At 54.5% G+C, this 18,009-nt stretch carries 15 protein-coding genes and 1 pseudogene; 7 read left to right on the plus strand and 9 right to left on the minus strand.

The window, feature by feature from the left end; genetic code table 11:
• The first annotated feature begins 104 nt into the window (after nucleotides 1-104).
• From glnD to BZK42_RS14315, 3 genes are all read left to right on the plus strand, one after another.
• Complete coding sequence (gene glnD, locus BZK42_RS14305) at nucleotides 105-2,777, plus strand: bifunctional uridylyltransferase/uridylyl-removing protein GlnD (protein WP_016151756.1); 2,673 nt, start codon at nucleotides 105-107, stop codon at nucleotides 2,775-2,777.
• Nucleotides 2,778-2,808: 31 nt separating this feature from the next.
• A complete protein-coding gene (gene dapD, locus BZK42_RS14310) occupies nucleotides 2,809-3,633 on the plus strand; it encodes a 2,3,4,5-tetrahydropyridine-2,6-dicarboxylate N-succinyltransferase (RefSeq protein WP_003829186.1) in 825 nt (274 codons plus the stop codon).
• Between the two features lie 109 nt (nucleotides 3,634-3,742).
• Nucleotides 3,743-4,129, plus strand: a complete 387-nt coding sequence (locus BZK42_RS14315; RefSeq protein WP_003018562.1) for a DUF3461 family protein — start codon at nucleotides 3,743-3,745, stop codon at nucleotides 4,127-4,129.
• A gap of 42 nt (nucleotides 4,130-4,171) precedes the next feature.
• Here BZK42_RS14315 and cdaR read toward each other — a convergent pair whose 3' ends face one another.
• The 3 genes from cdaR to dgt all read right to left on the minus strand — a co-directional run bounded on the left by cdaR (nucleotide 4,172) and on the right by dgt (nucleotide 8,558).
• Nucleotides 4,172-5,329 carry a DNA-binding transcriptional regulator CdaR gene (cdaR, locus tag BZK42_RS14320; protein ID WP_016151755.1) on the minus strand — a complete coding sequence of 386 codons (1,158 nt, stop codon included), beginning with the start codon at nucleotides 5,327-5,329 and terminating at the stop codon, nucleotides 4,172-4,174.
• Between the two features lie 148 nt (nucleotides 5,330-5,477).
• Nucleotides 5,478-6,911 (minus strand): serine endoprotease DegP, encoded by a 1,434-nt coding sequence (gene degP / locus BZK42_RS14325; protein ID WP_016151754.1) that lies wholly within the window; start codon nucleotides 6,909-6,911, stop codon nucleotides 5,478-5,480.
• Between the two features lie 129 nt (nucleotides 6,912-7,040).
• Nucleotides 7,041-8,558: a dGTPase gene (gene dgt, locus BZK42_RS14335; protein ID WP_016155724.1), complete on the minus strand. Its 1,518-nt coding sequence runs from the start codon at nucleotides 8,556-8,558 to the stop codon at nucleotides 7,041-7,043.
• 83 nt (nucleotides 8,559-8,641) lie between these two features.
• Here dgt and mtnN point away from each other — a divergent pair, with 83 nt between their 5' ends.
• The 3 genes from mtnN to BZK42_RS14350 are packed head-to-tail and all read left to right on the plus strand — an operon-like array spanning nucleotide 8,642 to nucleotide 10,794.
• The gene (gene mtnN / locus BZK42_RS14340) at nucleotides 8,642-9,340 is read left to right on the plus strand and encodes a 5'-methylthioadenosine/S-adenosylhomocysteine nucleosidase (RefSeq protein WP_016151752.1); all 699 of its coding nucleotides are present in this window, start codon (nucleotides 8,642-8,644) and stop codon (nucleotides 9,338-9,340) included.
• Nucleotides 9,333-10,133: a vitamin B12 ABC transporter substrate-binding protein BtuF gene (gene btuF, locus BZK42_RS14345; RefSeq protein WP_016155723.1), complete on the plus strand. Its 801-nt coding sequence runs from the start codon at nucleotides 9,333-9,335 to the stop codon at nucleotides 10,131-10,133. Before mtnN ends, btuF begins: the two co-directional genes overlap by 8 nt.
• Nucleotides 10,134-10,170: 37 nt before the next feature.
• Nucleotides 10,171-10,794, plus strand: coding sequence for a TRIC cation channel family protein (locus tag BZK42_RS14350; RefSeq protein WP_006686772.1), 624 nt, complete (start codon nucleotides 10,171-10,173; stop codon nucleotides 10,792-10,794).
• Nucleotides 10,795-10,913: 119 nt separating this feature from the next.
• On the opposite strand, the gene erpA is transcribed toward BZK42_RS14350, so the two are convergent.
• The 3 genes and pseudogenes from erpA to clcA form a co-directional block, all read right to left on the minus strand.
• On the minus strand, nucleotides 10,914-11,258 hold the full coding sequence (gene erpA / locus BZK42_RS14355) for an iron-sulfur cluster insertion protein ErpA (protein ID WP_003018581.1): 345 nt from the start codon (nucleotides 11,256-11,258) through the stop codon (nucleotides 10,914-10,916).
• Nucleotides 11,251-11,316 (minus strand): annotated as a pseudogene (gene yadW / locus BZK42_RS29055) (small protein YadW). The gene erpA and the pseudogene yadW overlap by 8 nt, the downstream one beginning before the upstream one ends.
• A 23-nt stretch (nucleotides 11,317-11,339) precedes the next feature.
• Entirely contained in the window at nucleotides 11,340-12,761 is a 1,422-nt protein-coding gene (gene clcA, locus BZK42_RS14360; protein ID WP_019078400.1) for a H(+)/Cl(-) exchange transporter ClcA, read from the minus strand.
• Nucleotides 12,762-12,929: 168 nt separating this feature from the next.
• On the opposite strand from clcA, the gene hemL reads away from it, so the two are divergent.
• Nucleotides 12,930-14,210: a glutamate-1-semialdehyde 2,1-aminomutase gene (gene hemL, locus BZK42_RS14365; RefSeq protein ID WP_016155721.1), complete on the plus strand. Its 1,281-nt coding sequence runs from the start codon at nucleotides 12,930-12,932 to the stop codon at nucleotides 14,208-14,210.
• Nucleotides 14,211-14,310: 100 nt separating this feature from the next.
• On the opposite strand, the gene fhuB is transcribed toward hemL, so the two are convergent.
• Genes fhuB through fhuC form a run of 3 tightly spaced genes read right to left on the minus strand, consistent with a single transcriptional unit; the run spans nucleotide 14,311 to nucleotide 17,977 of the window.
• Entirely contained in the window at nucleotides 14,311-16,293 is a 1,983-nt protein-coding gene (fhuB, locus tag BZK42_RS14370; RefSeq protein WP_080859355.1) for a Fe(3+)-hydroxamate ABC transporter permease FhuB, read from the minus strand.
• On the minus strand, nucleotides 16,290-17,180 hold the full coding sequence (fhuD, locus tag BZK42_RS14375) for a Fe(3+)-hydroxamate ABC transporter substrate-binding protein FhuD (RefSeq protein WP_080859356.1): 891 nt from the start codon (nucleotides 17,178-17,180) through the stop codon (nucleotides 16,290-16,292). Before fhuD ends, fhuB begins: the two co-directional genes overlap by 4 nt.
• Nucleotides 17,180-17,977 carry a Fe3+-hydroxamate ABC transporter ATP-binding protein FhuC gene (fhuC, locus tag BZK42_RS14380; RefSeq protein WP_053389224.1) on the minus strand — a complete coding sequence of 266 codons (798 nt, stop codon included), beginning with the start codon at nucleotides 17,975-17,977 and terminating at the stop codon, nucleotides 17,180-17,182. The genes fhuD and fhuC overlap by 1 nt, the downstream gene beginning before the upstream one ends.
• Between the last annotated feature and the right edge of the window lie 32 nt (nucleotides 17,978-18,009).

The following is an 18,009-nucleotide window of genomic DNA, read 5'->3' on the forward strand; positions in this document are numbered from 1 at the left end:
GATGGCGATGCACCCGCATCTTATCAGGCCTACAAATTGTACTACTTCGTAGGCCGGGTAAGGCGTTCACGCCGTCATCCGGCTTTTTTAATGGGTGGCGCATAATGAATACTCTTCCTGAACAACACGCAAATACTGCCCTCCCCACCCTGCCAGGCCAACCGCAGAACCCCGGAACCTGGCCGCAGCACGATCTCAACTGCCCCGGCATTAAAGCGCATATCGACACTTTCCAGCACTGGTTAGGTGACGCGTTTGACAGCGGGATTTCCGCAGAGCAGCTGATTGAGGCCCGCACCGAGTTTATTGACCAGTTACTGCAACGTCTGTGGATTGAAGCCGGTTTCGGTCAAATTGCCGACCTGGCGCTGGTTGCCGTTGGCGGTTACGGGCGCGGCGAACTGCATCCGCTTTCCGATATTGACCTGCTGATCCTGAGTCGTAAAAAGCTACCAGACGCGCAGGCCGAAAAAGTTGGCGAACTGTTAACGCTGCTATGGGACGTGAGGCTCGAGGTTGGGCACAGCGTGCGCACGCTGGAAGAGTGTCTGCTGGAAGGATTGTCAGATTTAACCGTCGCCACCAACCTGATTGAAACACGCCTGCTGATTGGTGATGTGGCGCTGTTTCTTGAGCTACAAAAGCATATTTTTAGCGAAGGTTTCTGGCCATCCGATAAGTTTTACGCAGCCAAAGTTGAAGAGCAGAATCAGCGCCACCAGCGCTATCACGGCACCAGCTACAACCTGGAGCCGGATATCAAAAGTAGCCCCGGCGGCCTGCGCGATATTCATACCCTGCAATGGGTGGCCCGCCGCCATTTTGGCGCCACCTCACTGGATGAAATGGTCGGTTTCGGCTTTTTGACGCAGGCAGAACGTGCCGAGCTGAATGAATGTTTGCATATCCTGTGGCGCATTCGCTTTGCCCTGCATCTGGTCGTTAGTCGTTACGACAACCGTCTGCTGTTTGATCGTCAGCTCAGCGTGGCGCAACGCCTGAACTACGGCGGTGAAGGCAACGAGCCTATCGAGCGGATGATGAAAGACTATTTCCGCGTCACACGACGGGTCAGCGAACTGAACCACATGCTGTTGCAACTGTTCGACGAGGCGATCCTCGCCCTGCCCGCCGATGAAAAACCACGTCCGATTGATGACGACTTTCAACTGCGCGGCACGTTGATTGATCTGCGCGACGACGACCTGTTTATTCGCAAACCCGAGGCGATATTGCGGATGTTTTACATCATGGTGCGTAATAGCGCGATCAGTGGAATTTACTCCACTACGCTGCGCCATTTGCGTCATGCCCGCCGTCATTTAACGCAGCCACTGTGCTACATCCCGGAAGCGCGTTCGCTGTTTCTCAGTATGTTGCGCCATCCGGGCGCGGTGAGTCGCGGCCTGCTGCCTATGCATCGCCACAGCGTGTTGTGGGCCTATATGCCGCAATGGTCGCATATTGTCGGCCAAATGCAGTTTGACCTGTTTCATGCCTATACGGTGGATGAACACACCATTCGCGTAATGCTCAAGCTGGAAAGTTTTGCTAACGAAGAGACCCGTCAGCGCCATCCGCTGTGTGTGGATCTGTGGCCGCGTCTACGACAGCCGGAGCTGATTTTGATTGCCGCGCTGTTCCACGATATCGCCAAAGGTCGCGGCGGCGATCACTCGGTTCTCGGCGCCCAGGATGTGCTCAAATTCGCCGAACTGCACGGTCTGAACTCCCGCGAAACGCAACTGATCGTGTGGCTAGTGCGCCAGCATTTGCTGATGTCGGTTACCGCTCAGCGCCGCGATATTCAGGATCCCGAAGTCATTAAGCAATTCGCCGAAGAGGTGCAAACGGAACATCGTCTGCGCTTTTTGGTGTGCCTGACCGTCGCAGATATTTGCGCCACCAACGAAACGCTGTGGAATAGCTGGAAGCAAAGCTTGCTGCGCGAGCTGTACTTCGCGACGGAGAAACAGTTACGGCGCGGGATGCAAAACACGCCGGATATGCGTGAGCGCGTACGCCATCATCAGCTTCAGGCGCTGGCGCTACTGCGCATGGACAACATTGATGAAGAAGCGCTACACCATATCTGGTCGCGCTGTCGCGCCAACTATTTCGTTCGTCACAGCCCAAATCAGTTGGCCTGGCATGCACGTCATCTGCTGCAACACGATCTCAGCAAGCCGCTGATCCTGCTCAGCCCGCAGGCCACGCGAGGCGGGACGGAAATTTTCATCTGGAGCCCTGACCGCCCTTACCTGTTTGCTGCCGTCTGCGCCGAACTGGACAGGCGCAACCTTAGCGTCCACGATGCGCAGATTTTCACCACCCGCGATGGGATGGCGATGGATACGTTCATTGTGCTGGAACCAGACGGTAGCCCGCTGTCGTCAGACCGACACGAAGCGATCCGTTTTGGGCTTGAACAGGCGATCACCCAGCGTAGCTGGCAGCCGCCGCAACCGCGTCGCCAGCCGGCAAAATTACGTCACTTTACCGTCGATACCGAGGTCACTTTTCTGCCGACCCATACCGACCGAAAATCATTTCTTGAGCTTATCGCTCTCGACCAGCCAGGACTGCTGGCGCGGGTCGGGCAGATTTTTGCCGATCTGGGAATTTCGCTGCATGGCGCCCGAATTACAACTATTGGCGAGCGAGTAGAAGATTTATTCATAATCGCCACCGCCGACCGGCGCGCCCTTAATAATGAGCTGCAGCAGGAAGTGCATCAACGGTTGACAGAGGCCCTCAATCCAAACGATAAAGGGTAATGTTTTTATTTATTATGGAAAGAGTTTAACAATGCAGCAGTTACAGAACGTTATTGAGTCCGCTTTCGAGCGCCGTGCCGACATTACTCCGGCAAATGTAGATACCGTAACCCGCGAAGCGGTGAATCAGGTTATTTCTTTACTGGATTCCGGTGCACTGCGCGTCGCAGAAAAGATTGAGGGTCAGTGGGTCACGCATCAGTGGCTGAAAAAGGCGGTCCTGCTCTCTTTCCGTATTAACGATAATCAGGTTATCGAAGGTGCGGAAAGCCGTTACTTCGATAAAGTGCCGATGAAATTCGCCAACTACGACGAAGCGCGCTTCCAGAAAGAAGGTTTCCGCGTGGTTCCGCCTGCGGCAGTGCGTCAGGGCGCGTTTATCGCCCGTAACACCGTGCTGATGCCGTCTTACGTGAACATCGGCGCTTATGTTGATGAAGGTACGATGGTTGATACCTGGGCGACCGTGGGTTCCTGTGCGCAAATCGGTAAGAACGTACACCTGTCCGGTGGCGTTGGTATTGGTGGCGTACTGGAACCGTTGCAGGCTAACCCGACCATCATCGAAGACAACTGCTTCATCGGCGCGCGCTCTGAAGTGGTTGAAGGCGTGATCGTCGAAGAAGGCTCTGTCATTTCCATGGGTGTGTATATCGGCCAGAGCACCCGTATTTACGATCGCGAAACCGGCGAAGTGCATTACGGCCGCGTTCCGGCGGGCTCCGTGGTCGTCTCCGGCAACCTGCCGTCGAAAGATGGCAAATACAGCCTGTACTGCGCGGTGATTGTGAAGAAAGTCGATGCCAAAACGCGTGGCAAAGTGGGAATCAACGAACTGTTACGCACCATCGACTAACAGCGATTTGAAAAAGCGGGCTTAGCCCGCTTTTTTTACATCTGCGAGTGGCATAAACAAGGCTTTTCGTTAATTATTCAATGGTTATAGTGAGCTTAAGGGTACCGCTATGTATGACAATCTGAAAAGTCTGGGCATTACTAATCCTGAAGAGATCGATCGTTACAGCCTGCGGCAAGAAGCCAACAACGATATCCTGAAAATCTATTTCCAGAAGGATAAAGGCGAGTTTTTTGCCAAGAGCGTGAAGTTCAAATATCCCCGTCAGCGTAAAACGGTTGTCGCCGATGGCGTCGGTCAGGGTTACAAAGAAGTGCAGGAGATCAGTCCCAACCTGCGCTACGTGATCGACGAACTGGATCAGATCTGCCAGCGAGATCGCAGCGAAGTCGATCTTAAACGCAAGATCCTCGATGATTTACGTCATCTGGAAAGCGTCGTGACCAACAAGATCAGCGAGATTGAAGCCGATCTGGAAAAACTAACGCGCAAATAAGTAGATTGTTGCCTGATAGCGCTACGCTTATCAGGCAATTAATCAATGCTGCTCATCCAGCTGCAACGCCACATACAGCAGCAGTCGATCGTCAAAATTCCCCAGATCCAGCCCGGTCAGCTCTGAAATACGGTTCAGGCGATACTCCAGCGTATTGCGGTGAATAAACAATGCTTTTGAGGTCGCCAGCGGCTGAACGTTATGTCGAAACCATGCCGATAATGTTCGACGCAGCAAACCGTTGTTATCCATCGCTTTCAGCCTTACCAGCGGGCGCGCCAGCTCATTGGCCTGCCAGCCGCCGCGCAGGCTGTCCAGCAGCACCGGCAGCATCAAGTCCTGATAGAAATAGCTCCGGCTTTCCGGCATCCGCTGCTTGCCGACCATCATGGTGGTGCGCGCCGTACGATACGAACGGGCAATGCTGCCGGGCCCGGTAAAATAGTTGCCCAGCGACACGCGAAAACGCAGTTGTCCATTCTCTTTCATGCGGGCAATCAGTTGCTCAACGCGCTTGCGATGATCTTCAGCGTCCCAGCGGCCAAACTGATTGAGCGCTGGTTTCAGCACCACCATCTCGGTCAGAGAAACAATCGCAATCAGATTATTACGTTCGGGCGTAGTCAACGCGTTCTGCAATTGCTGTAGCTCCGCCATCGCACTATCAACGCCAAGCTGACCGCTGTCGACCTCCACTACCGCCACCACGCGCGGCTGGTTCAAATCAATGCCCAATCGCTGTGCCCATTCCATCAGCGCTGGGGTATTCTCTTCAGCCTGAATCAGGTTCATCACCAGCTCTTCACGCAGACGGCTATCCTGCGCTAACAGATGCATCAGACGCGACTGTTCCAGCATCATTTCGGCGGTCATGCACACCAGTTCGCCATACTTGCGCAGATGTTCCGGCTCGCCAGTAAGACCGATAACGCCAACGATTTCGCCTTCCAGACGCAGCGGCAGGTTTATCCCCTGACGCACACCGTGTAAATGCCGGGCTACCGCATCGTCAATATCGACCACCCGACCTTGTGAAAGCACCAGCAGCGCGCCTTCGTGCAATTCACCAATTCGTTCGCGATCGCCGCTGCCAATGATCCGCCCGCGGGCATCCATTACGTTGATATTGGTATCAATGATGCGCATGGTTCGCGCTACAATATCCTGCGCCATTTTGGTATCAAGATGCCAGCCAGCCATAAACCCCTCCTGTGAGCAGAGCTCAAGCATAGGGAAGATAATAAGCGGCGGCATTGTGCAACTGCACAAAGCGAGAGGGAGAAGTATGGAGTTGTGGGAAGTATCACAAAAAGAAACCCCTTCCTGTGCAGGAAGGGGTTGAGAGAGATTACTGCATCAACAGATAGATAGAGCTGTCACCACGCTGAATGTTCAGCGCCAGTACAGCCGGTTTGCTGTCGAGGATTTTGCGCAGTTCGGCGATATTTTTCACCGGCTGCTGGTTCGCACCGATAATCACATCCCCTTTCTTCAGGCCAATCCGTGCAGCCGGAGAATTCGCTTTCACCTCGCTGACCACGACCCCTTTGTCCTGGCCTTTGTTGCTCATATCAGCCCCTTCAATGCCTTTGAAGATAGAGCTGGAATCAACCTGAGTCTGGCTGCTCTGCTGCAGTTCCAGATTCACAGTGACCGGCTTACCGTCACGCAACAGGCCAAGGTTAATTTTGCTGCCTACCGGCATCGTACCCACCTGCGCACGCAGGGCGGCGAAGCTGCTGATCGGTTTACCGTTCAGGGAGGTAATCACATCCCCGGCTTTAATACCTGCTTTCGCTGCGGAAGAGTTCGGCATCACCTGGCTGACAAATGCGCCACGCTGAGCATCAACTTTCATCGCTTTCGCCAGCTCAGAGCTCAGCTCGGTACCCATAATACCCAGCTCACCGCGTTTAACCTGACCAAACTCAACCATCTGTGACGTCAGGTTTTTCACCATGTTGCTCGGGATTGCAAAGCCGATACCGATGTTACCGCCGTCCGGCGCAAGGATCGCGGTGTTAATACCGATCAGCTCACCGTTCAGGTTAACCAGTGCGCCACCGGAGTTACCCCGGTTGATCGCGGCATCCGTCTGAATAAAGTTTTCGTAGTTTTCCGCGTTCAGGCCGCTACGGCCCAGCGCAGAAACAATACCGGAGGTCACGGTCTCACCGAGGCCAAACGGGTTACCAATTGCTACGGTGTAATCACCCACACGCAGCGCGTCGGAATCTGCCAGCTTAATCGCCGTCAGGTTTTTCGGATCCTGAATTTGGATCAGCGCGATATCGGAGCGCGGATCTTTACCCACAATCTTCGCATCAAATTTACGGCCATCGCTCAACTGAACCTTAATCACCGTGGCGTTATCTACCACGTGGTTGTTGGTCACGACATACCCTTTCGCGGCATCAATAATTACGCCGGAACCCAGCGCCATAAATTTCTGCTGCTGGCCGCCGCCGTTGTCAGCGCCCGGTGCGCCGCCCTGGCAGAACGGTGAACTCTGGAACGGTGAACCGTCCTGGCAGAATGGTGAATTATCACCGAAGAACTGCTGGAAATTACGCGGCATACGCGGCGTATTTACCGTCGTGCTCCCCTCGACGTTAATGCTTACCACCGATGGCATCACTTTTTCGAGCATCGGGGCCAGGCTTGGCATCTGTTGGGCGGTCATTGCTGAAGACGACGTCTCAGCCGCTGTGGCAGACAGGGGGGACAACGCCAAACCTAAACTCAGAGCCAGTGCACTCATTGCTAATGTGGTTTTTTTCATGTGTTTCGTTCTCGATTAACAGGTAACGCAAAATTGCTGTATACGTCAGAGTCGTTTTATAGCGCTAAGTTCCAGAATTGAGTTTAAGGAAAAAGTAAAATTTTATTGGCCGTCTTTACAAATGAGTATTTATTGTTCTACGGCCATCAAGCGACGATATTCATCCCAGGCATACAGATCGGTCATCCCGCTGATATAATCCTGAATCAGCCGGCAGCGATAATAATATTCCATTACCGAAAACTCAGCGCAACCCGTTGATATTTTACTAACCGCCTCGACATAAGCAAGACGATGGCGAGTAGACAACTTCTGAAATAATCGTGATTCGATAGGAAAACGTTTAACTCTTTCATTGTCGACCAGCTCAGTAAAATCTGACTGGGACATTTTTAATAAAGGCTGATAGATCTCCAGCAACCCGCTGATCACCCGATACCCCTGCAATTCCAACTGCTCAACGTCCGGATGACTAAATACGTGTTTTACCGCCACATTTTTATAGACCCCCAGCAACTGACTAAAGCTACTGGCATCTTCTAACAGCGCGTGATTAAAGCTGCCGTCAAAAACCTGCGGTAAATTATCAATAAACCGCTGGGCTGCATACGGCACCAGTTTATTCAGCGTATTGACGCGTAAATACATAAAGAACTGATCTTCCGTGCTCCGGCTTAATGTATTTGAACGTGATTTCTCCCAGGCATTCTCAACAACCTGGCTAAACAGGGAACCTTTTTCGTGATGCCCCCACGCCTCATGCAGATGGTGATAAAGTTGTTCGACACTAAAGATTCTTTTCTCAACGGCATCTTCCAGGTCGGCCACGCAATAAGAGATATCATCGGCAGCTTCCATTATCCAGGTTAACGGAAAGCGACTGTAGGGCGCTAATGATAATTCTTTACGTAACCGTTCAATATACGGTTCTTCAGAAAGGTAATAGCCCGGTTTCTTCATTAAATAGTCATGCGTCGTAGGCGTACTTCCGCGCCACCACGCCGGACGGGTATATTTTAAAATACCACCAACCTGAGCCCAGGTAAGATTCATACGCATCAAAGTATGCACCAGACGAATCCCTTGGGCATTACCTTCAAAATGGCACAGGTCCTGGCGCACCTTACGGCGAATATCATTCAGCGACTCTTCGCCTTCGCGCAAACGTAACGCCGCCACCAGGCAGCGGTCATCGCTGAGGGGCTGACTTTCCGCGTCGGCGGGATACAGCCGCTGGCGGAACCAGTCATTAATCGCCGCTTCACCAAAATGACCAAACGGCGGATTGCCAATGTCATGCATCAGGCACGACATTTCGACAATACTCTCAAACGGTCCCGTCAGTTCATCCAGACCATACTGCTCCAGCAGTTTTAGTTCTTTCAGTCGGCTGAGGATCTCTTTAGCGATATAGCGCCCAACTTGCTGAACTTCCATCGAGTGCGTCAGGCGCGTGCGCACCGCCGCGTTACGTTCCAGCGGAAAGACCTGGGTTTTTTGTTGCAGTCGGCGAATAGCCGGAGAATTGATAATACGTCCACGATCGCTTTCGAAAATACGCAGGATCTCATGCTCCGTCTTCACGCCCTGCGGCGAACGGTAACGACGATGCCAGTTTATTTTTTTTCGGAAATCGATCTGTACCATATCCTCTCCCGCCTGAGAAATGCGCTACCCCTTAAGCGCATGATAGACTATGCCCTCAAATCTGGCTTATCGCGAGTAAATCTATGAAAATCGGCATCATTGGTGCAATGGAAGAAGAAGTTACGCTACTGCGTGACAAAATCGAAAACCGTCAGACCCTCTCTCTCGGCGGTTGTGAAATTTACACCGGCCAACTGAACGGTACAGAGGTTGCGCTACTGAAATCAGGTATCGGTAAAGTGGCGGCGGCGCTGGGCGCTACGCTGCTGCTTGAACGCTGCAAGCCGGATGCCATCATTAACACCGGTTCCGCGGGCGGCCTGGCCTCTACGCTGAAAGTCGGCGATATTGTGGTTTCTGACGAAGCGCGCTATCACGATGCCGACGTTACCGCCTTTGGCTATGAATTTGGTCAGTTACCGGGCTGCCCGGCTGGTTTTAAAGCCGATCCTGCGCTAATTGCTGCAGCAGAATCCTGCATTGCGCAACTCAATCTGAACGCCGTTCGCGGACTAATCGTCAGCGGCGATGCCTTCATTAATGGCTCCGTGGGCCTGGCTAAAATTAAGCATAACTTCCCGCAGGCCATTGCCGTTGAAATGGAAGCGACCGCGATTGCGCACGTTTGCCATAACTTCAATGTGCCGTTTGTCGTGGTTCGCGCCATCTCTGACGTCGCCGATCAGCAGTCCCATCTCAGCTTTGACGAGTTCCTGGTTGTTGCCGCGAAACAGTCAAGTCTGATGGTTGAAACGCTGGTACAGAAACTGGCGCATGGCTAAATTACTCTCCAGGGCGCTGGTCGCCCTGCTATTCACTCTTCCGGCGTTCCTGTACGCCGCACCGCGTGTTGTGACGCTTTCTCCAGCCAATACCGAACTCGCCTTTGCCGCCGGCATTACACCCGTAGGCGTCAGTAGCTACTCAAACTACCCGCCAGCGGCCAAAAATATCGAGGAGGTTTCCACCTGGCAAGGTATGAACCTTGAACGCATTGTGGCGCTTAAACCGGATTTAGTCGTCGCCTGGCGCGGGGGAAATGCTGAGCGGCAGGTGAATCAACTGACCGCCCTGGGAATTAAGGTCATCTGGGTGGACGCCGTTACCATCGAGCAGGTCGCCGATGCGCTCCGCCAGCTGGCAGCGTGGAGCCCAAAACCTGAGCAGGCCAAACAGGCGGCGCAAACCATGCTTGATGACTATGCTTTACTAAAATCTCGGTATGCCAACAAACCGAAAAAACGCGTGTTTCTCCAGTTTGGCGCAAATCCTCTGTTTACCAGTGGAAAAGGCTCCATTCAGCACGAAGTTCTTGAGGTATGCGGTGGAGAAAACATCTTTGCCGGCAGTCGGGTTCCCTGGCCACAGGTTAGCCGTGAGCAGGTCCTGGCACGAGCGCCCCAGGCTATTGTTGCAACCGGAGGGCCAGGCGAAACTCTGAAAATTGAACAATACTGGGGAAACCAGCTAAAAATACCCATTATTACACTTAATAGTGACTGGTTCGAACGCGCGAGCCCGCGTATTATCCTCGCCGCAAAACAACTCTGTAATGCGCTTTCACAGATAAATTAGCGCCTGCCCCCACCAGGTCTGTTGTGAGGATTTAAAAATGCTCGTCTATTGGCTGGATATTGTCGGTACCGCGGTATTTGCTATCTCTGGCGTCTTACTGGCCGGAAAATTGCGAATGGACCCGTTTGGCGTCCTGGTCCTCGGGGTGGTTACCGCCGTTGGCGGCGGAACGATCCGCGATATGGCGCTGGATCATGGGCCGGTATTTTGGGTTAAGGATCCCACCGATCTGGTGGTGGCAATGATCACCAGCATGCTGACAATCCTGCTGGTACGTCAGCCACGACGTTTACCGAAGTGGATCCTTCCGGTGCTGGATGCCGTTGGCCTGGCGGTGTTCGTGGGGATTGGCGTCAATAAAGCATTTCTCGCAGGGACGGGTCCCCTGGTGGCGATCTGTATGGGGGTGATTACCGGCGTCGGCGGCGGGATCATTCGCGACGTGTTAGCTCGTGAAGTCCCGATGATTCTGCGCACCGAAATCTACGCCACGGCATGTATTATCGGCGGGATCGTGCATGCGACAGCGTTTTATACCTTTAATGTATCGCTGGAAAACGCCAGTATGATGGGGATGATCGTCACCCTGCTGATTAGGCTTGCCGCCATTCGCTGGCATTTGAAATTGCCGACGTTTGCACTGGATGATAACGGGCGTTGATGTGATGATGCAGAACATGTAGGCCGGATAAGGCGTTTACGCCGCCAACCGGCACATTGCCCGGTGGCGCTACGCTTACCGGGCCTACACCATCAGACCATCGGTATTACAGGCAGCAATCAGATGCTGAAAGAAGAACCACACCCGCAGGTGCTTTTCGCATTGGGGTTAGTCACAACGAAGCGGGAACCTTCCAGACCTTCGGTATAGTCAACCGCGCCGCCCACCAGATATTGCAGGCTCATCGGATCAACCACCAGACCCACACCTTGTTTCTCAATGGTCATATCACCATCGTTCACCTGATCATCAAAGGTGAAACCGTACTGGAAACCGCTGCAACCACCGCCGGTGATATACACGCGTAATTTCAGATTCGGGTTATCTTCGTCAGCGATCAGGCTTTTTACTTTATTGGCTGCTGCTTCAGTAAATTGCAGTGGCAGCGCTACGTCATCACTCATATTTTGCTCCAAACGACATTGGCAATTGGGCAAATTATAACCCAATGGTTAAGGCCATTATCTAATACCCTGGTATTTCGTTCAAGTATTCTCGCCAGCGGCGGTACTCTGGCTTTTTGCCGCCTGCTCCGCTTCCTGTTTTGCCAGCGTGCGGGCAAGGATAGTCGAGTATAGCGGCTTTCCACCCATAAATTGGGCTAATAGTGTTGCGCCAAGACAGGTAATAATCATTGGCAAAATGAGCTGATAGTTATCGGTCATCTCCAGCACCAGTACAATACCGGTTAGCGGTGCACGTACCGAAGCCGCCAGCAAAGCTCCCATTCCGGCAATGGCAAAGGTTCCGGCCTCCAGATGATACTGTGGAAAAGAGGCCGCCGCGGCCATACCGAACGCAGTGCCAAGTAATGTGCCCAACGCCAGCATCGGGGCAAAAATCCCACCGGGCGCGCCGGACGAGAAGCACAACAGCGTGGTGATCACCCGGGTAATAAATATAAACAGCAGTAAACCGACGCTAAAATTACCCGCCGCGGCGATAGGAATCAGGTTAAACCCGCCGCCTGCCGCTTCCGGTTTAATTAATCCCAGGATCCCACACAGGCCACCAATCGCGCCGCCCATCAGCACCCATTTTTTAATTTCACCGCCGTGGAAGCGCTGGAACATATCCTGGGTACGCAACACCATGGTGTTGAACAACGGCCCGACACAGCCAAAAATAAGCCCCAGCACAAGATACAGCCACAGCGTATTTACCGGCGCATTAGACAGCTTCCCGACTTCAATAATCGGTGCTTCACCGTTGAACACACGAAACACGATGCTCGACATAATAACGCCGGTAAACACGGCTTTGATCGAGACGAGGTTATAGCGAAACTGCGGGCGCATCTCTTCAATAATGAACAGGATCCCCGCCAGAGGCGCATTAAACGCCGCCGACAAACCCGCAGCCGCACCGGTGGCCAGCAGGGTATGTCGCGCTTCAGCGCTGCGCATGCGGAAAATATCCAGCACCATGCGCCCAATGTTCCCGCCTATCTGTACGGTCGGCCCTTCTCGCCCGAGCACCATACCGGCTCCCAGCGTGCCCATGCCGCCAATAAATTTCACCGGCAGAACGCGCCACCAGCGCACAGGTCGTAGCTCTTCCAGCGCGCCTTCAATCTCAGGGATCCCCGAGCCTCCCGCTTCCGGCGCAAATTTACGAACCAGAAAATAGCCGACCATCGCCAGCAATGCAGAGAGAATAAACGCCAGCGGCCACAGCAGAATGGCATGGTCCGCAACCTGGGCCAGGGCGCCAATGCGCTGATTTTGCACCCAGGTCACCGCTTTCTCAAATGCCACGCCAACAAGCCCCGTCACGGTACCGACAACGGCGGCCATCAACAGGATCGCCAACGGCGTTTTGTCGCGTTCCAGGAGTCGACGGATTTGATCCCTGCGGCGTAAACGCACAATTTGTTGTGCTTCAAAAGAGGGAGAGTCAGTCTTCATCAGATGATCATTAATTGGTAATACAAATACGGAATCGGCATTCTACTCGCACATTTCACGAAAATCCCCTGCAAATCGCATTGTTTCAATTGCGTAAAACTTTCATAACCTTCTCTGAATAACTAGAATAGCGGGCATTTACTTTTTCTACGAACCAGGACCCCATCCATGAGTAAGTCTGAAAATCTCTACAGCGCAGCACGCGAACTTATCCCTGGCGGCGTTAACTCCCCCGTTCGCGCCTTTACTGGCGTGGGTGGTACTCCGCTGTTTATCGAAAAAGCGGACGGCGCGTATCTGTACGATGTCGATGGTAAAGCCTATGTCGATTACGTCGGTTCCTGGGGACCGATGGTACTGGGCCATAACCACCCGGCAATTCGCAATGCGGTGATTGAAGCCGCAGAGCGCGGTTTAAGCTTCGGCGCGCCGACCGAGATGGAAGTGAAAATGGCGGAGCTGGTCACTGAACTTGTGCCGACCATGGATATGGTGCGTATGGTGAACTCCGGTACGGAAGCGACGATGAGCGCAATCCGTCTGGCGCGCGGTTTCACCGGTCGCGATAAGATCATCAAATTTGAAGGCTGCTATCACGGTCATGCCGACTGCCTGCTGGTTAAAGCTGGTTCCGGCGCGTTAACGCTGGGTCAGCCAAACTCCCCGGGCGTTCCAGCCGATTTTGCGAAACACACCCTGACCTGCACCTACAACGATCTCTCTTCAGTTCGTGCGGCATTTGAACAGTATCCGCAGGAGATCGCCTGCATTATCGTTGAGCCGGTCGCAGGCAACATGAACTGCATCCCGCCGCTGCCAGAATTCCTGCCGGGCCTGCGTGCCCTGTGTGATGAGTTTGGCGCACTGTTGATCATCGATGAAGTCATGACCGGTTTCCGCGTGGCGCTAGCCGGTGCGCAGGATTATTACGGCGTCGTTCCGGATCTGACCTGCCTTGGCAAAATCATCGGTGGCGGGATGCCCGTTGGCGCATTCGGCGGTCGCCGTGATGTGATGGACGCGCTGGCGCCGACCGGTCCGGTTTATCAGGCGGGTACGCTTTCAGGTAACCCGATTGCGATGGCAGCAGGTTTTGCTTGTCTGAACGAAGTGGCCCAGCCGGGTATTCATGAAACGCTAAATGAACTGACGACGCGTCTGGCGGAAGGTCTGCTGGAAGCCGCCGAAGAGACGAATATTCCGCTGGTGGTTAACCATGTGGGCGGGATGTTCGGGATTTTCTTCACCGATGCAGAAACCGTGACCTGCTATCAGGATGTGATGGCATGCGACGTTGAACGCTTCAAGCGTTTCTTCCACATGATGCTGGATGAAGGGATTTACCTGGCGCCGTCCGCCTTCGAAGCGGGCTTTATGTCCGTCGCGCACAGTGAAGACGATATCAATAACACCATCGACGCCGCGCGCCGGGTGTTTGCGAAATTGTAAAAGATAACGCCCAGAAATAACGTAGGCCGGGTAAGGCGAAGCCGCCACCCGGCTTTTTTATTGCCGAATGGCGACGCAGCCTAAATGGAAGGGTTAAACCTCAGCGACTCTGCTTACGTAGCAGATAGATAAAGTACGGCGCGCCAATAAACGTCGACAGTAATCCTGCCGGGATCTGGTACGGAAACAGCACCATCCTGCCGCACCAGTCAGCAAAGACCAGCAGCACACCTCCCGCCAGCGCCGAAATCAGCATATGCGGCATCGCGCGACGAAAACCCATCATTCGGGCAATATGCGGAGCCATCAGCCCGACAAAACTCAACGGTCCAATGGTCATGGTTGCTGTCGCCGTTAGCCCCGCAGCCAACAGCAGTAACCCCACGCGTGACGGCGTGATCGCCATACCCACCGCACGCGCCGTATCGCCGCCGAGCGGTAAAATCGTCAGCCAACGACGGCACAGCGGCGTCAGCGCCAGCAGGATAACCATCACAATCCCGGTGCGCAGTACCTGTTCGCCCGTCGCGTTATAAGTTGAGCCGGAGATCCAGGTCAGCACGCCCGCCATACGCGGATCGCCGCTGGCCTGCAGCATCATCAACAACATAGTAAACGCCGTACTGAGCGCCATCCCTGCCAGCAGCATACGGTGCGGCGAAAAACCACCGCGCCCGGCGGCAATCATAATGATAAGCAAGGTGACCGCAGCCCCGAGGCTCCCTGCGGGCAGCAGCCAGCCAAAGGCATTTCCGGGGACCAGAAACAGCATTAACACCACGCCAAATGCCGCGCCGGAGCTAATGCCCAGAACTTCCGGGCTAGCCATTGGGTTTCCGGTCAGACGCTGAATAATACAGCCCGCTACCGCCAGCATAACCCCGGCAATCAACGCCGCCAGAATACGTGGCCAGCGCCAGGGCATCAGTTCATCCAGCATCGCGCCGCTGGCCCATGTCCAGCCGTGCGCATCGCGGCCAAACGACAGCGCCACCACCAGAGCCAGCAGCAAAACCACCCCGCCCGCCAGCGCAAACATCAGTACATTCTGACGCTCCGCGGCGATACGGTTGCTGGCATTCATATCCGGTGCGCTCATACTTCTAAGGCGCGGCAACAACCACAGCAGCAATGGCGCGCCAATCAGCGCCGTCACCGAACCGGTGGAGACTTCCATCCATACGCGGGTCAGCCACAGAATGATTTGGTCAGAGAGCCAGAGGATCAACGCACCAATCAGCGGGGCCAGCATCAGACGCGCCAACAGACGCCGCGCGCCGAGCATTTTCGCCAGCAGCGGTGCAAAGAGGCCAATAAAGCCGATAATCCCAACCGCGTTAACCAGCAAAGCGCTGATGACAATCGCCAGCGATAAGGCCGCCAGGCGCGCCAGCGACAACGCCAGACCTAGGTTACGCGCCACGCCATCATCCAGTCCCATCAGCGTCATTGGACGCAACAGCAGCAGAGTCAGCATCACGCCGCCCAGCAGCTGTGGCCACAGTCGCTGTACGCCGCTCCAGTCGGTTTGGGTTAGCGTGCCGCTGCTCCATAAAAACATGCTTTGCAGTTGATCGTGATGGAAGATAACCATCAACTGGTTAATCGCCCCGCAGTACAGGCTGACCACCAGTCCGGCAAGGATTAACGTCACCGGAGAAAGACGTTTGCCCCAGGCGACGCCAAACACCAGCGCCCCAACGACACAAGCACCTGCCAGCGCAGCAAATTGCGTGGTGAGCGCACCGGGAATAGCCCACAGCGTCGTGACGGTAATGCCCAACTGCGCACCGGTCGCAACGCCTAGCGTGGTTGGCTCCGCCAGTGGGTTACGCAGCACCTGCTGAAACAATACGCCGACCAGTCCCAGCCCGGCACCGACCAACAGCGAAATCGCCAGCCTCGGCAGCAGGCTGTAGTGGAAAACCATCTGTTTAATGGCATCGATATCCGGTGACCAGATAGCCTGTTGCCACTGGTTGCGCGGTAGCGCAACGGAGAAGTTAACCCATGTGAGCCAACAGGCGGCAACAAACAGAACCGTCAGCAGGAGAATGGGGAACAGCGCGATACGTTTACTCACGCTTTGCCTCCCAGCGCATTATCCAGAATGCGGGCAAAATGCATGGCTGATAGCGTTGCGCCATAGAACCAGACGGCCGGTACGCGCTGAAAACGTCCGCTGCGAACAAAGGGCATCGCCTGCCACAACGGCGTAGACATCAGTGCAGCCATCTCTTTATCGTTGCCGTGATCAAAGCACAATACATCGACATCCTGAAAAGCAGCCAGACGGTCAATACTCACGGCAGTGCTGCCCCAAAAGTTTGTCTCTCCCTGCCAGGCGTTGGAGATCCCATATTCGTCCAGCACGTCCTGAAACAGGCTGTTTGGGCCAAACACCAGCATATGCCGCGAATCAAGCAGAGAGGTGAGAAGCACAGGGCGCGCACCGCGTTGAATGAAGCGCGGCTTCAGGCTGGCAATAAAACGATCATACTCAGTCAGATGGCGTTCAGCAGAGTCCTGCAGATTGAACAATTGCGCCATTTCCTGCAGCGATTGTCGCGCAACGACCAGCGGTTTTTTACCGTCGCTGAAGTTAAATCCCCGACCAGGTGCAATACGTGCCAGCTTTTCAGGGGAAGGACCATAGCCTGCCGACCAGAGCAGAAACGAGGGTTTCATTTCGGTCAGCAGTTCAAGATTGGGTTCCGTGCGTAGCCCGACATCAATCACCGAGTCCGGTAGAGGTGGCTCACTGACCCACAGCTTGTAGTTAGGGATATCCGCAATGCCATACGGCGTAATACCCAGCGCCAGCAACAGCTCTACCGGCAGCCATTCCAGCGCCACAATACGCTGCGGATCAATCGCCGCGGCGGACGCCGTATTCATCCGCCACAGCAGCGGCGAGAGCGCCATCGCCGTAAGCAGACGCCGACGGGTAATATGATGTAATTCAATCATTAATAGACAAAACTCACGGGTGCGGCACCGGCCGGATGCGGCAAAATGCCCATCGGGATACCGTAAATCTGTTCCAGAGTTTCACTGCGCATCAGTTCAGCAGGCGTTCCTTGCGCAATCATTTCACCACCGCGCAGCGCAACTAAGTAATCGCAGTAGCGGGCCGCCATGTTGATATCATGCAGCACCGCAATCACCGTTAGCCCACGCTGCTGGCTTAAGCGATGCACCAGCGCCAGCACGTCAACCTGATGAGCGATATCCAGCGCGGAAGTCGGCTCATCAAGCAGCAGACAGCGGCTGTCCTGCGCCACCAGCATGGCAATCCACGCACGCTGGCGTTCTCCGCCGGACAGGCTATCCACCAGGCGATGCGCCAACGGTTTTAAGCCGACCAACGAAATAGCTTCTTCTACTTTCTCTCTGTCGGCAACGCCAAAACGTCCCAGCGCCCCGTGCCACGGATAGCGGCCAATCGCCACCAGTTCACGCACCGTCATCCCTTCGGCCTGCGGCAACTGCTGCGGCAGATAGGCGACCTTGCGGGCAAACGCTTTACTGCCCCAGTTCTCCAGCGGCTGTTCGTCGAGCAGGATTTCACCTTCCGACGGCGGCTGATGACGTCCCAGCATTTTCAATAACGTCGATTTTCCGGACCCGTTGTGACCGATAAGGCCGGTCACTTTCCCCACCGGAAAAGTTAATGAGAGAGGATGCAAAAGCGTGCGGCCAGGCACACGAAAGGAGACATTACGCAACGCGAAAGTGGTGTCGGGATGGGATCTGTTTTCCTGCATAGCAGCCAACTTGTAAAACGGGCACGCAAAGC

The organism is Citrobacter braakii (genome assembly GCF_002075345.1).
Classification (GTDB): domain Bacteria; phylum Pseudomonadota; class Gammaproteobacteria; order Enterobacterales; family Enterobacteriaceae; genus Citrobacter; species Citrobacter braakii.